Origin of the sequence: Altererythrobacter sp. CAU 1644, assembly GCF_029623755.1 — a bacterium.
Taxonomy (GTDB): domain Bacteria; phylum Pseudomonadota; class Alphaproteobacteria; order Sphingomonadales; family Sphingomonadaceae; genus Erythrobacter; species Erythrobacter arenosus.
Map to the genome: position 1 here is coordinate 198708 of NZ_CP121106.1, position 13506 is coordinate 212213.

General features: G+C 63.3%; 14 protein-coding genes. 11 read left to right on the plus strand and 3 right to left on the minus strand.

All coding sequences use genetic code 11. The features are described from left to right. Positions 1 to 117 precede the first annotated feature (117 nt). Positions 118 to 894: an SDR family NAD(P)-dependent oxidoreductase gene (locus P7228_RS01035; protein ID WP_278016372.1), complete on the plus strand. Its 777-nt coding sequence runs from the start codon at positions 118 to 120 to the stop codon at positions 892 to 894. 37 nt (positions 895 to 931) lie between these two features. After that, positions 932 to 1213, plus strand: a complete 282-nt coding sequence (locus P7228_RS01040) for a hypothetical protein (RefSeq protein ID WP_278016373.1) — start codon at positions 932 to 934, stop codon at positions 1211 to 1213. Here the strand turns inward: P7228_RS01040 and P7228_RS01045 are convergent. Next, entirely contained in the window at positions 1210 to 2022 is an 813-nt protein-coding gene (locus P7228_RS01045; RefSeq protein WP_278016374.1) for an SDR family NAD(P)-dependent oxidoreductase, read from the minus strand. The genes P7228_RS01040 and P7228_RS01045 overlap by 4 nt on opposite strands. 127 nt (positions 2023 to 2149) lie before the next feature. On the opposite strand from P7228_RS01045, the gene P7228_RS01050 reads away from it, so the two are divergent. After that, complete coding sequence (locus P7228_RS01050) at positions 2150 to 2563, plus strand: nuclear transport factor 2 family protein (RefSeq protein WP_278016375.1); 414 nt, start codon at positions 2150 to 2152, stop codon at positions 2561 to 2563. Positions 2564 to 2565: 2 nt separating this feature from the next. Further along, complete coding sequence (locus P7228_RS01055) at positions 2566 to 2904, plus strand: putative quinol monooxygenase (protein ID WP_278016376.1); 339 nt, start codon at positions 2566 to 2568, stop codon at positions 2902 to 2904. A gap of 6 nt (positions 2905 to 2910) precedes the next feature. Here P7228_RS01055 and P7228_RS01060 read toward each other — a convergent pair whose 3' ends face one another. Continuing rightward, positions 2911 to 3912 (minus strand): NADP-dependent oxidoreductase, encoded by a 1002-nt coding sequence (locus P7228_RS01060; RefSeq protein WP_278016377.1) that lies wholly within the window; start codon positions 3910 to 3912, stop codon positions 2911 to 2913. 28 nt (positions 3913 to 3940) lie between these two features. Then, positions 3941 to 5395: a carotenoid oxygenase family protein gene (locus P7228_RS01065; RefSeq protein ID WP_278016378.1), complete on the minus strand. Its 1455-nt coding sequence runs from the start codon at positions 5393 to 5395 to the stop codon at positions 3941 to 3943. 121 nt (positions 5396 to 5516) lie between these two features. Here P7228_RS01065 and P7228_RS01070 point away from each other — a divergent pair, with 121 nt between their 5' ends. The 7 genes from P7228_RS01070 (at position 5517) to P7228_RS01100 (ending at position 13500) form a co-directional block, all read left to right on the plus strand. Next, positions 5517 to 7661 (plus strand): molybdopterin-containing oxidoreductase family protein, encoded by a 2145-nt coding sequence (locus P7228_RS01070; RefSeq protein WP_278016379.1) that lies wholly within the window; start codon positions 5517 to 5519, stop codon positions 7659 to 7661. Positions 7662 to 7684: 23 nt separating this feature from the next. Beyond that, positions 7685 to 8695, plus strand: a complete 1011-nt coding sequence (locus tag P7228_RS01075) for an NADP-dependent oxidoreductase (RefSeq protein ID WP_278016380.1) — start codon at positions 7685 to 7687, stop codon at positions 8693 to 8695. Continuing rightward, entirely contained in the window at positions 8695 to 9477 is a 783-nt protein-coding gene (locus P7228_RS01080) for a ThuA domain-containing protein (protein ID WP_278016381.1), read from the plus strand. Before P7228_RS01075 ends, P7228_RS01080 begins: the two co-directional genes overlap by 1 nt. A 133-nt stretch (positions 9478 to 9610) precedes the next feature. Continuing rightward, positions 9611 to 10849: a cytochrome P450 gene (locus P7228_RS01085; protein WP_278016382.1), complete on the plus strand. Its 1239-nt coding sequence runs from the start codon at positions 9611 to 9613 to the stop codon at positions 10847 to 10849. After that, positions 10846 to 11931 carry an acyl-CoA dehydrogenase family protein gene (locus P7228_RS01090; protein ID WP_278016383.1) on the plus strand — a complete coding sequence of 362 codons (1086 nt, stop codon included), beginning with the start codon at positions 10846 to 10848 and terminating at the stop codon, positions 11929 to 11931. Before P7228_RS01085 ends, P7228_RS01090 begins: the two co-directional genes overlap by 4 nt. A 10-nt stretch (positions 11932 to 11941) precedes the next feature. Continuing rightward, complete coding sequence (locus P7228_RS01095; RefSeq protein ID WP_278016384.1) at positions 11942 to 12358, plus strand: Zn-ribbon domain-containing OB-fold protein; 417 nt, start codon at positions 11942 to 11944, stop codon at positions 12356 to 12358. Then, positions 12355 to 13500 carry a thiolase family protein gene (locus P7228_RS01100; protein WP_278016385.1) on the plus strand — a complete coding sequence of 382 codons (1146 nt, stop codon included), beginning with the start codon at positions 12355 to 12357 and terminating at the stop codon, positions 13498 to 13500. The genes P7228_RS01095 and P7228_RS01100 overlap by 4 nt, the downstream gene beginning before the upstream one ends. Positions 13501 to 13506: the final 6 nt, after the last annotated feature.

Below are 13506 nucleotides of genomic sequence, written 5' to 3' on the forward strand. Positions count from 1 at the left end.
ACCGACAGTCATGGACCCGCGGCCAAATGCGGCAACTCTCCATTTTGGCCCTTCATTTTGACGAGGTGCACAGGCGCGCGCTCGCGGTTATTGCCGAGGGGACGCAAGGAGAGGCGCATGAAACTAGAAGGCAAAGTCGCAGCAATTACGGGTGGGACTGCGGGGCTGGGGCGCGGCATCGCCGAGGCGTTCCTGAAGGAAGGCGCCAAGGTCGCGCTGTTTGCCCGCAATCCGGACAAGGGCGCGAAAGTGATCGAGGAACTGGGGGTCGGTGATCGGGCGATCTTCATCGCCGGCGATGTGATGAACCAGGCGGACGTCGAGGGCTTCATCGATCAGACCGTCGCTGCCTTCGGCACGGTCGATATTCTCGTCAACAATGCCGGCGGCGCGGGCGACCTTCAGCCGATGGTCGACCTGTCGGACGAAGCTTTCGACGAGGCGATGAAGTGGAACGTTTATTCGACCTTCTGGGCTTCGCGCCGGGCGCTCAAGACCATGATCCCAAACAAGAGCGGGCGGATCATCAACATGTCGTCGATGGAAGGGAAGCACGGCAAGCCCGTCTTCACTGCCTATACCGCCGCCAAGCACGCAGTGACCGGGATGACCAAGTCGCTCGCGCGCGAAGTCGGCGAGCTCGGCATCACCGCCAATTGCATCTGCCCCGGCCTCGTCATCACCGACATCATCAAGAACAACGGCCCCGCCACGGCCAAGGCGATGGGCATGGAGTTCGACGAGATGATCGCGATGTTCGCGTCGGAAGCGGCGATCAAGCGTCCCAACACCGTGGAGGAGATAGCCGCAGTCGCCATGCTGCTCGCCTCGCCCGAAGGCGGCGGGATTACCGGTGCCGCGATCAGCGTCGACGGCGGGACAGCGCAGTATTGATCCTTGCCCGCTTGGTCGGTCGCAGTAAGGTCACCCCATGATGGGCGAAATCGACTGGTCATTCGTTATCTGGACCGCGGCAGTGTTCCTGTCCGGCTTTTTGCTGGGCAGGAGGAAGCGCGCGGACCTCGCCCCGCCGCCGGACTTCGACATCGGATCGTTATCGCCTGCCGTGCGGGTGCAGATCGAGGATGCGCTGAAGCGCAATGCCAAGATCGAGGCGATCCGCCTGTTGCGTGAGGACAGCGGGCTCGGCCTCAAGGATTCGAAATATGTGATCGACCACTGGGATCAATCCCAGCGGGGACCGGTTCGCTAGCCGCCTTGCTGCTTTGCCATCGCCGCTCCCACCGCGGCCTCGATATCGACCGCCTGCGGATTACCGCGCAGCGTCAGCCCGCCATTGGGCTGGATGTTCTGGCCCGTCACGAAGGCTCTGTCGCTGCACAGCCAGGCGCAGGCCTCGGCCACGTCCTGCGAGGTGTTGAGCCGACCGAGGGGATATTTTGGCAGGAATGCATCGACCAGTCCGGGCACGGCGAAACTGTCCTTGGTCATGGGGCTTTCGGTGAATGCGGGTGACACCGTGTTCGCCTTGATCCCGTATTGGCCGAAGTCGTTGGCGACGCAACGGATCAGTGCCTCGGCGCCCGTCTTGGTGCCGATATAGGCCGCGTGATTGTTGATTAGCGCCTTGGTGGTTGCCGACGACAGCGAGATCAGCGAACCGCCCTGCGGATCCTGATCCTTCATCACGCTGACAAACGCCTGCAGGAAATGGTGCACGCCCTTGAACTGCAGCGCCACGATCTGATCGAGCTGTTCCTGGGTGGTGTCGAGCAAATTGGCGAGCAGCCCCCAGCCGCTGGCGTTGATCGCCGCATCGACCCGGCCCATCTTCTCGGCAGCCGTCTTGGCCAGTGCATGGACCTCGCTGTGGTTGGTGATGTCGCACAAGGCATAATGCCCGCCGAGTTCGCTGGCCAGATCGGCGAGCGGTTCCTCGTGCCGTCCAGTCACCAGGACTTCAGCGCCCTCCGCGGCAAAGAGTCGGGCGATCGTCTGGCCCATATTGTCCTTGCCCGCCGCACCCAGGATTACGGCCTTCTTCCCATCGAGTAACGCCATGGAATAGTCCTCTCATCTCCAGCTTTGCCCCACCCTAGGCGCACCGGCGAGGTCGCGCCCTTCCCAAAAGTGTTCATTGCCGCTGGGGCACCGTCTCGTCGATAGGCAGGCCGACAAGGAGAAAGTCATGTTCAGAGGACCGCACGAAGACCGGCAATCGATCGCAGAACTCAACGGGACCTATGCCGATGGCGTGGTGCGCAAGGACGCAGGGACGTGGGGAACCGTGTGGGCGGAGGACGCGACCTGGGATTTCTTCGGCAATCTGTTCGAAGGCAGGGAGGCGATCGTCAGCTTCTGGGAGCAGGCGATGAGCGGAATCGAAGCGGTCAGCTTCCACTGCGTACCCTGCATGACCGAAGTGACCGGAGATACCGCCACCGCGCGCGTCCAGACGCAGGAAATCCTCCACATGAAGGACGGCACCACCCGCGTCGTCGGCGGTCTCTATGAAGACCGGCTGGCGAAAATCGACGGGCAATGGGCCTTTACGCATCGCAAGTTCGGTATCGTTGCAGAATACAATCCCAAGGGAGACTAAGCTTGGCCAAGATCCTGATATCAGCCCAGATCGACCTCGACCCCGCACAGCGCGACGAGGCGCTGCGCAGCGCCCAGAAATGGATCGATGCTGCGCTCGCAGAGAACGGGTGCATCCACTACGACTGGAGCGCCGATCTCAACAATCCCACCCGCATCAACGTGTTCGAGGAATGGGAAAGCGAGGAAGCGCTCGCCGCGCATTTCGAGGATCCGGCCTATACCGGAATGCGCGATCACATCGGCCAGTTCGGGCTGACGGGTGCCGTCAGCAAGAAATATCGCGTAGACGCGGAAGCACCGGTCTATGACGAGACCGGGGTGGCGACGGCCGGCTTCTAACCGGCGTCAGAGCTGCAGCATCTGCTTCCCGCGATTCTTGCCGACGAACAGGCGCTTGAGGGTTTCGGGCGCGTTCTCGAAACCCTCCTGGATGTCTTCCTGATATTGTAGGCGTCCGTCCTGGACGAACCCCTCCAGTCGCTTGCGGATGGCGGGAAACTCGGCTGCCCAGTCGAGCACGATGAACCCTGCCATGCTCGCGCGGCGGAAGATCAGGTTGAAGTAGTTGCCTGGCCCGATCGGCTTGCCGCCTGACTCGTAACGGCTGATGCCGCCGCAAATCACCACGCGCGCGCCGGTGGCGATATTGGCCAGCATGTCGTCGAGGATCGCGCCGCCGACATTGTCGAAGATGACATCCACGCCGCCCGGGCAATGTTGCTTGATCTGGCCCTTTACGTCATCAGCCTTGTAATCGATCGCGGCATCATAGCCGGCTTCTTCGACCAGCCAGCGGCACTTGTCGGGTCCGCCCGCGATGCCGACCACGCGGCACCCGGCGATCTTGGCCAGCTGGCCGACGACCGAGCCGGTCGCGCCTGCCGCACCCGACACCAGCACCGTGTCGCCAGCGACAGGCTTCCCAACCTTGAACAACCCGCAGTAGGCGGTGACGCCGGTCGTGCCGAGCACGGACAGCACCGCGGTGGGCGACAGTTCGGTTTCGACCTTGGTCAATTCCTTGCCATCGGTCACCAGATGCTCGGTCCAGCCGGTTGTGCCGAAGACCCAGTCGCCTCTCTGGAAGCGGCCGCCGTTGCTCTCGAGCACTTCGCAGATCCCGCTACCGCGCATCACGTCGCCGATCTGCATCGGCGCGACATAGTCGGCGATGTTCTCCATCCAGCCCTTCTGCGCCGGGTCGAACCCGAGATAGCGCGTCGCGAGCAGCATCTCGCCCTCGCCCGGATCGGCCAGTTCGGTCTCGACCAGCTTGAAATCGCCATCTTCGATCCCGCGGCCGCGCGGGTGTCCGTTCAAGAGCCATTGGCGGGTGGTGGTCGGCATGGAATTCTCCTTGGGAGCAGGTCGAGGGTCAAGCGCTGCCCATCGCCTGGCGATAGAGCGCGCTGTCGGCGGCGTAGAAGTTGCAATGGAAGCCCGATGGCACGCGGAAAGGGATCTCGACCGTAGCGATCGGACCGCTGGCGATATCCATGGCCGCGAACACCGCCAGTTCGCTCGTGGCGGCATTGGCGCGGTGCACGAGGGTCAGTGCATAGCCGTCACCCTCTTCCGTCCCGCCGAGACGCGGCGCGAAAATCAGTTCGCCGCAGGAGGCGCCATCCCCGAAGTGATAGATATCCTCTTCTCCGGTCTGGGTGTCGTAACGCAGCACCGCGTCCATCCCCTCAACCCGTCCGTCGCGCGAATGGAGATTGATGTTGCCGTAGGCCTGGCGCGAGGCGCGGCTCATCAACCGGTCGTCGGGCCGCGGGAACTGGATGTCGCGCCCGTTAAGCACTTCCTCCTTCATCCAGCCGGTGTTGCCGTTCGGATCGATCGTCCAGCGGCGCAGGTTCTGCATGGTTTCGGCATGAGTGCGTTTCTCGCCCCGATCGTTCGGGAACAGAGCCGTACGATCCGCAGCCGCCACATCGGCAATGATCTTGCCGTCGGCATCTTCCCACACGTTGAGCTCGTGGAACATGTGCCGCGGTTCGTATTCGAACCAGCGGATGTCGTCTGCGCTGCCGTAGCGCGGCATCAGGGCGATCTTGGTCGGTCGACCTTCGACCCATGCGGTCATCGGCCCGCCCTTCTGCGCGCGTTCGATATCGGTGTCGATCGGAATGACCGGGATGATCGCCCAGTTCTCGGTCAGGAAGAACGTATGCAGCAACGCCATGTGGGGTACGTCTAGCACTTCGCTTTTCTGCAGCGACCCGTCGGCATTGATGATGTCATAGCGCATCTGCTTGGCACCCATCGGCCCGTTGATCATCGAACTGACGTTGAACATCTCGCCCGTGGTCTGGTCGATCGTCGGATGCGCGCCGAAAGTGGTCGTGACCACTTCGCCGTAGTGCTCCTCCCCGCGGGTCGCGAGGCTGCGCGGGTCCATCTCGACCGGTGGCGCGCCTTCCATCAGCGCCAGCAGCTTGCCGCCATGGACGATGATATTGGTGTTGCCGGTGTTGTAACGCTTGCCCGCAACGGCGGGATCGCTGGTCATCGGATTTCCGAAAATTCCGAACAGGCGCCGACCTGCCTCCTTCTCGAGCTCGAACTTCTCGGTCCGAACCCAGCGATTGCGCATCGACACGCGGCCGTCGGCGATCTCGAAGGCGTAGATCATCCCGTCACCGTCGAACCAGTGATAGTCGCCCTCGATCGGCGGATAGAGCGATTCCGGCCCGTTACGGTAGAAAATGCCGGCCAGGTCGTCCGGCAGTTCGCCATGCACGAACAGATCCGGTGCGTCGGCCTCGATCCGCATCGGGGCGTGGTGCCCGCTCAGATAGGGGTGGTCGAAGAAGGGTTGGGTCATCGCAATGCTCCTTGCATCGACTAGTGCAGGAAGCGGGGTGACCTATCAGCTAGCAAAAGTAACCGTCGAACCGGTGGTGCCTGCGGGGGCATAAGGGCAGGATCAAATCGAGGAACGCCCCATGCCCGTCGAGACACACCGCACATTCTGCCGCTTTTGCCACGCCAATTGCGCAATGATTGCCGAGGTAGAGGACGGCAAGGTCATCAGGGTCAAGGGCGACCCCGACGATCCGGCCTATGGCGGATATACCTGCCTGAAGGGCCGCGAGCTGCCGGATTCGCACAATGCCGAGCACCGGCTGCGGCATTCGCTGGTGCGCAACGAGGCAGGTGAATTCGATGAAACCCCGATGATGGAGGCGCTGGGACATGTCTCCGGCGAGCTGCGCCGGATCATCGATACTTACGGCCCGCACTCGGTCGCCATCTTCATGGGTTCGGGCGGCTACCAGAACAGCTCCGCCATGGCGGCCTCGCTCAGCCTGGCGCAGGCGATCGGCACGCGCAATTTCTACACTTCGGTCACGCTCGACCAGCCCGCCAAGGTCTTCACCACCACGCGCTACGGCAAGTGGATGGGCGGGACCAATACCTTCTCGGAGGCCGATGTCGCGCTGCTTGTCGGCAACAATCCCCTGGTTTCGCACTACTCGCCGCCGGGAGGAGTGCCGCCGTTCAGCCCCTCGCGCCGCATCCGCGACCGTCAGGCCGAGGGCATGAAGCTGATCGTAGCTGACCCGCGCGAAAGCGATGTCGCGGCGCTCGCCGACATCTACCTGCCGGTAAAGCCTGGCGAGGATCCCGCACTGCTCGCAGGCATGCTCAACGTCATCTTCGAAGAAGAGCTCTACGACCGCAATTTCGTCTCCGCGCATGTCGACGGCGTCGAGGAATTGCAGGCGGCGGTGGCACCCTTCACCCCCCAGGTCGCCGCAGATCGCGCCGGAGTGGACAAGGACCAGCTGGTCGCCGCAGCGCGCATGTTCGCTAACGGATCGAAAGGCTGCGCCGTGACCGGGACCGGGCCGGAAATGGCGGGCAACGGCACGCTCACCGAATATCTCGTCACTTGCCTCAACACGCTGTGCGCGCGTTTCAAGCAGGAAGGCGAGAAATGCGCCATTCCCGGGGTCTTCACCACACCGCAGGCGCCCAAGCGCGCGCAGGTCGGTCCGCCCATGCAGATGTTCGGCGCGCCGGGCATGGCCAAATCGCGCTTCCGCGGGCTCGGCCAATTGTTGTTCGAAATGCCCTGCAATGTCCTGGCCGACGAAATCCTCACGCCGGGCGAAGGGCAGATCCGCGCGTTGATCTCGGTCGGAGGCAATCCCGAAGTCGGCTTTCCCAACCAGCTCAAGATGCGCCGCGCGCTCGACGATCTCGAACTATTCGTCCAGATCGATCCGTGGATGAGCGCCAGCGCGAAACGCGCCGATGTGGTGCTCGCACCCAAACAGTGCCTCGAGCGCGAGGACATCACCAACCTGTCCGAATGGTGGCACGAGCAGCCCTATGCCCGCTACACCGAGGCGGTCGTCGAGGCCCCCGGCGACGTGATCGACGAATACGAGATGATGTGGCACATCGCCAAGCGCCTCGGCGTGCAGCTTAAGCTGATGGGCGGGCCGGTTCCGATGGACGGCCACAGCCCGCCGCCCAAGGAATTGTTCCTCGACCTGATGACCGCCGGCTGCCTGGTCAAGCCGAGCGAGGTGCGCAAGGATGCCCGCGCGCGGGACGGCGCTGCCGTGGTCTATGACGATATCCACCCGGTGGTCGAGGCGGCCGATCCTGCCGAGCAATACCGGTTCGACCTCAACGCCGGTGCCATGCCGGCGCAGCTCGAGAAATACGGGCGCGACGAGGCCCGTGCCGCCGGATACGATTTCCGCCTGATCTCGCGCCGGTCCAAGCATCGCTTCAACTCGATCGGCCAGCCGCTGGCGAAGCTCGGGCGCAAGGTCACCACCAATCCCGCCTATATCCACCCTGAAGACATGGCGGCCAAGGGCATCAAGGAAGGCGACGTGATCGAGATCTCGAGCGCGCACGCCTCGATCCACGGGGTTGCCAAGCCCAGCGACCGGGTTCGGCGCGGGCTGATCTCGATGGCGCATGCCTTCGGCGACAGCGAGGCCGGCAAACACAATGTCCGCGAGGTGGGTGGCTCGACCAACCGTCTGACCAGCGACGAGGTCGATTACGATCCGATCACCGGGCAGGCGCTGCAGAGCGCCATTCCCGTGCGGATCGCCGCGGCCTAGCCACTTCATACAAGGGAACAGACATGCCCCAGAACAGGCGCTTTCTCCTCCAGCGTCGCCCCGACGGCGAGCCGGTACCCGAAGACTTCGAACTGGTCACCGAAGCCACGCCCGAACTGGCGGACGGTCAGTTCCTGATCCGCAATCATTATGCCTCGCTCGATCCGGCGATCCGCGGATGGATGGATGCGGAGGGGAACTACATGCCCCCGATCCCGCTGGGCGACCCGGTGCGGGCCAGTACGATCGGTGTGGTCGAGGAAAGCCGCGCCGAGGGTTTCGAGAAGGGCCAATGGGTCATGGGCCTCCACGCGCTGGAGGACTTCTCGCTCAGCCAGGCGGGCGGCTTTACCCAGCCGATCGATCCGTCGCTGGTCCCTAGCGTCACCAACTACCTCTCGATTTTCGGTGCAGTCGGCATGACCGCCTATTTCGGCTTCCTCGAAGTGTGCGAGCCGAAGGAAGGCGATACCGTGCTGGTGACAGGTGCCGCCGGGGCGGTCGGGTCGCTCGTCGGGCAACTCGCCAAGATCAAGGGCTGCCGCGCCATCGGCATCGCCGGCGGGCCGGAGAAATGCGCCAAGCTGACCGAGAAATACGGGTTCGATACTGCGATCGACTACAAGGGAAAGAGCGAGGCGGACCTCACCAGGGAGATCGCCGCGGCCGCGCCCGACGGGGTCGATGTGATTTTCGAGAATGTCGGCGGCATCATCCTCGATGCCGGTCTCATGAACCTCAACCTGCATGCCCGCGTCGGCCTGTGCGGAATGATCAGCGAATACAACACCGAGCCGCGCGGTGTTCGCAACCTGTGGCAACTGATCGTCAAGCGCGCGCAGATCCGCGGGCTGCTGGTTGCCGACTACGTCGAACGCTTTGGCGAAGGCGCGGCGCAGATGGGCCAGTGGGCGGCGGAGGGCCGGCTGGTCATCGAAGAGCAGGTCGATGAAGGGCTGGAGAATACCTACGCCAGTTTCATGCGGCTATTTGCCGGAACCAATCAGGGCAAGATGATCCTGAAGATCGCCTGATGAGCACACTGCTCGTCCTCTCCGGCGGGCATCCCTACGAGGAAGCTCCGTTCGACGAGCTGATCCATTCGCTGGGTTTCGAGCGGGTCGAGCACCTGGTCCATCCGGAGGCGGAGGCTGCGGTGGCGGCGGGAGCGGCCGACCACGCCGATGCACTGCTGTTCTACGACATGGGAGGGTACACCTTTGCCGATGGTGCGGTGGCCACTCGCCCGCCCTCACCCGAATTCCGCCAGGCGATCGAGCGCCGGTTCGCTTCGGGCAAGGGGGCGGTCGCCATGCATCACGCGCTTGCCGGCTGGGCCGAATGGCCGGAATGGCACGCTATGCTGGGCGGGCGTTTTCTCTACCAGCCAGACGAATGGCAAGGTCGGCCGGCACCTGATTCCGGGTACCGCCACGACGTCGCCTATCAGGCCGAAGCGCTGTGCCACCACCCGATCTTCGACGGCGTCCCTTCGACCTTCGCGGTCATCGACGAACTCTACCTCGCCCAAGTGGACGAATCGGCCGTCACTCCGCTGATTCGCGCGAACCATGTCTTCACCCGCGACAATTTCTATTCCGCCGCACTGGCGGTTGGTGGGACCATGTTCAGCAATGACGGATGGGATCACGCCGACGGATCGGACCTGATCGGATGGGAGCGCAGGATCGGCGCAGCCCCCCTGATTTACCTGCAATTCGGTGACGGGCCCGAGACTTATCGCAATCCGCATGTGCATCGCCTGCTGGCCAATGCCCTGCGTTACACCGCAACTGCTTCAATTCACGATGGCTGACATTCAGCGCGCGCCGGTCGGAAAATTGCTCCTTTCAGGCCGATTTCCTAACACTTTCACGGAGTGCGCCTTCCGCTGGCCCGGCGCTAGTCTGGCAAAATAGGGAATCCGCTCTTCTTTCGGAGTTGCATCGATGAATAAGCCAGTCGGCAATCTGTTTTCACCCGAGACGCTGGTCGACCCGTTCGACCATTACCGCGAGGTGCACGAGGCAGGCATCAAGCTCCAGTTCGAGACACAAGCCAATGCCTGGGTCGTCTATTCCTACGACCTGGTCTCGGAAGTGACGGCCAAGCCGGAGATCTTCTCGAACGACTTCGCGTCGCTGATGGGGGCGGACGACGAGGAGATCAACGCGATCCTGGCCGAGGGGTGGGACAATCCCCCGACCCTGCTGACAGCCGATCATCCGATCCACACGCGCAACCGCAAGCTGGTCAATCTGGCTTTTTCGGCGCCGCGCGTAAACGCGATCGAAGCCGACATGCGCACCAAGGCCATCGAATTGATCGAGAAAATGGCGCAGAAGGATGGCGGCGATTTCGTCGAAGAGTTCGCCATTCCGCTGCCGGTCGCGATGATTGCGCAGCAGATCGGGCTCGACAACGATCCCAAGCAGGTCAAGAGCTGGTCGGACGCAGCGGTCGATCGCTTCAGCCAGTTGATCAGCCGCGAACGCGAACTCGAATGCGCGCACAGCTTTGTCGATTACCAGCGTCACATGAAGCGCTTGATCGACGATCGCCGCGCCAATGGCGGCGACGACTTGCTGACCGACCTTGTCGAAGCGCGGGTCGAGGGCGAAACGCCGCTGACCGACGAAGAAATCATGTCGATCATGCAGCAGTTCATGGTCGCCGGAAACGAGACCACCACCTCGACCATTGCCGGGGGGCTGCTGCAGCTCATCCGTAATCCCGACCAAATGGAGAAGGCCCGGGCCGCGGCAGGTGGCCGCGATCCCAAGCTGATCCAGAACATGGTCGAGGAAATGCTCCGCTATGAATCGCCTAGCGCGGGAATCTGGCGGGTGGTCAAGCAGGATGTCGAGCTGGGCGGCGAGCAGATCGCGGCTGGATCGATGCTACAGGTCCGCTATGCCGCAGCGAACCGTGACCCGGCCAGATTCGAGGACCCCGACAAGTTCGACGTCGAGCGCAAGAACGCGCGCGCGCATCTCGCCTTCGGCAAGGGTCCGCATATGTGCGTCGGCAATATGCTGAGCCGCAAGGAGATGTTCGTCGCGTTCGACGAACTGCTCGAGCGTCTCGGCAATTTCCAGGTGGCCGACGAGGATGCCATCACCATTCTGCCGAACATCATGCTGCGTGGGGTGACGAAGCTGCCGATCACCTACGAGGTACGCGCATGAATTTCGACCTGTCCGAGGAGCAGGAACTCTTCCGCTCGACCGTCGAGCGGTTTGCGGCGCCAATCGATGTCGAGGCTCGGCGCAAATTGCGCGGGGCGGACGGAGGTTATCCGCGCGAGCGCTGGCGCGAGCTTGCAGAACTCGGCCTGATCGCCCTCGCAGCGCGCGAAGAGAACGGCGGCCTCGGCGGTTCCCCGGTCGATCTTGCCCTCGTCGCCGAAGCGATCGGCCGCGCGAACGCACCCGATCCCTGGCTCGAGAACGGTGTCCTGCCGGCGCTCCTGCTGGAAGCTGGGAAGGCCGAAGCGCCGCTCGCCGGAGTGCTCGGCGGGGAAAAGATCGTCGCCTTCGCGTGGGCCGAGCGCGGACAGCGTTACAATCTCGCCGCCCACAAGACGACCGTGGGCAAGGGATCGACGAGGACGCTCAGCGGCGAAAAGACCTTCGTGCTCGGTTCGGCCATCGCGGACGCGTTTCTGATTACGGCGGAGCGCGAGGGAGAGACCGGTATTTTCCTCGTTTCGGCGGACCGCGCCGGGCTCGACCTTCGCCACTATCAATTGGCGGACGGCAGCCTTGCGGGCGAATTGCGCCTCAACCAGGTAAAAGTCGACGATGGCGACGAACTGGCGCTCGATGCTTCCGACCTTGCGCGGATTGTCGCCGATTGCCGCCTCTATGCCGCAGCCGAGCTCGCCGGATTGGGGCAGAAGCTGCTCGACGACACGCTCGCCTATGTGAAGGAACGCGAGCAGTTCGGCGTACCGATCGGCAGTTTCCAGGCGCTGCAGCACCGGCTGGTCGATTGCTACGCCCGGATCGAACAGTCCCGCTCGATGCTCTATCGTGCCGCTCTCGCCGACCGCAGCGACCTAGCGCAGTGGCAGCGCAGCGCGGCTGGCGCCAAGGCCTTCATCTCCGAGAATGTTGACCATGTCGCGCGCGAGGCGGTGCAGATGCACGGCGGAATGGGCATCACCGACGAACTGGCGATCGGTCACGCGATGAAGCGCGTGCTGGTGCTGTCGCGGCTGTTCGGCGACGTCGACACCAATCTCGCCGAATACGAACTCGCGGCCTGAGGAGACAGATATGGGCGCCCTCTCCCCCATCGATCCCGAATTGTGGAGCAATGACGCGGAACCACACCTGATGGGCGGCCGTCTCCCTTCGGGCGAGATCGTGTTCCCGATGCCTCAGGGCGACGCGGCGCGCGACGTCGAGCCCTACAAGCTCTCGCGCCATGGCAAGCTGTGGAGCTGGACCAGCCAGGACTTCCTCCCCAAAGAGCCCTATGAGGGGCCGGGATCGGGCGAAGGCGAAGGCCCGCAGGATTTCCAGCCCTTCCTCCTCGGCTACGTCGAACTGCCTGGAGAGGTGATCGTCGAAAGCCGCATCGTCGATGCCAAGCTTGAAGATCTCAAGCTCGGCATGCCGCTCGAATTCTGCATCGTGCCGTTCAACGACCGGCACACCACCTTCGCATTTCGTCCGGAGAAGCCCGCATGAGCGAGAACGTCTACATTATCGGCGCCGGGATCCATCCGTTCGGCCGGACCGAAAGCCGCTCGGGCCGCGAACAGGGCGTCTACGCCGTGCGCGAAGCCATGAAGGATGCCGGCCTCGAATGGACCGACATCGAATGCGCCTATGGCGGATCGGCGGCGGCGGGCAGCGCGGACATCATGGTCAACGAACTGGGGTTGACCTCCCTGCCCTTCACCAATGTCGCCAATGGCTGCGCGACCGGAGGAAGTGCGCTCGTCTCGGCCCAGATGGCGATTGCCAGCGGCTTCTACGACCTCGCGCTGGCGACCGGCTTCGACAAGCATCCGCGCGGTGCGTTCAATGCCAAGCCCAGTCAATACGGCCTGCCCGAATGGTACGGCCAGACTGGCATGATGCTGACGACGCAATTCTTCGCGCTCAAGATCCAGCGCTACATGCAATTGCACGGCATCAGCCGCACGACGCTGGGCCGGGTGGCGGAGAAAGCCTTCCGCAACGGCACCATCACTCCGCATGCCTGGCGCCGCAGCCCGATCGATCTCGACACGATTATGAACGCGCCGATGATCAACGACCCGCTGACCAAGTACATGTTCTGCAGCCCGTCCGAGGGCGGGGTCGCGCTGATCCTCGCCAGCGAGAAGAAGATGAAGGAACTGGGCGCCGACGGGGTGAAGATCGCCAAGATCGCGGTCAAAACGCGCCCGCCCGACAGTTTCGAGGTGTTCCAGGCCGGGGTCAGCGTGAAAGACGGCGGCAAGCCGACCGTGCTCGCTTCGCAGGCCGCCTTCGAAGGCGCCGGAATCGGCCCCGAAGACATCGACGTCGCGCAGCTGCAGGACACCGAAAGCGGTGCGGAAATCATGCACATGGCCGAAAACGGCTTCTGCAAGGACGGCGATCAGGAACAATGGCTGGCCGAAGGCTGGTCCGAGATCGGCGGCAAATTGCCGATCAATACCGATGGCGGGTGCATCGCATGCGGCGAGCCCATCGGCGCTTCGGGCCTGCGGCAAGTTTATGAGAATGTTCAGCAATTGCGGGGACGCGCGGGCGAACGACAAGTTGCCGGTGCCAAGACCGGATACAGCCACGTCTACGGCGCTCCGGGATTGAGCGCGGTAGCGATCCTGCAGCGATAGAAGGAG

Excerpts from the sequence above, each read along its gene's own strand:
- P7228_RS01035 (WP_278016372.1), top strand. The coding sequence starts at position 118 with ATGAAACTAGAAGGCAAAGTCGCAGCAATTACGGGTGGGACTGCGGGG.
- P7228_RS01040 (WP_278016373.1), top strand. The coding sequence starts at position 932 with ATGATGGGCGAAATCGACTGGTCATTCGTTATCTGGACCGCGGCAGTG.
- P7228_RS01045 (WP_278016374.1), bottom strand. The coding sequence starts at position 2,022 with ATGGCGTTACTCGATGGGAAGAAGGCCGTAATCCTGGGTGCGGCGGGC.
- P7228_RS01050 (WP_278016375.1), top strand. The coding sequence starts at position 2,150 with ATGTTCAGAGGACCGCACGAAGACCGGCAATCGATCGCAGAACTCAAC.
- P7228_RS01060 (WP_278016377.1), bottom strand. The coding sequence starts at position 3,912 with ATGCCGACCACCACCCGCCAATGGCTCTTGAACGGACACCCGCGCGGC.
- P7228_RS01065 (WP_278016378.1), bottom strand. The coding sequence starts at position 5,395 with ATGACCCAACCCTTCTTCGACCACCCCTATCTGAGCGGGCACCACGCC.
- P7228_RS01070 (WP_278016379.1), top strand. The coding sequence starts at position 5,517 with ATGCCCGTCGAGACACACCGCACATTCTGCCGCTTTTGCCACGCCAAT.
- P7228_RS01075 (WP_278016380.1), top strand. The coding sequence starts at position 7,685 with ATGCCCCAGAACAGGCGCTTTCTCCTCCAGCGTCGCCCCGACGGCGAG.
- P7228_RS01080 (WP_278016381.1), top strand. The coding sequence starts at position 8,695 with ATGAGCACACTGCTCGTCCTCTCCGGCGGGCATCCCTACGAGGAAGCT.
- P7228_RS01085 (WP_278016382.1), top strand. The coding sequence starts at position 9,611 with ATGAATAAGCCAGTCGGCAATCTGTTTTCACCCGAGACGCTGGTCGAC.
- P7228_RS01090 (WP_278016383.1), top strand. The coding sequence starts at position 10,846 with ATGAATTTCGACCTGTCCGAGGAGCAGGAACTCTTCCGCTCGACCGTC.
- P7228_RS01095 (WP_278016384.1), top strand. The coding sequence starts at position 11,942 with ATGGGCGCCCTCTCCCCCATCGATCCCGAATTGTGGAGCAATGACGCG.
- P7228_RS01100 (WP_278016385.1), top strand. The coding sequence starts at position 12,355 with ATGAGCGAGAACGTCTACATTATCGGCGCCGGGATCCATCCGTTCGGC.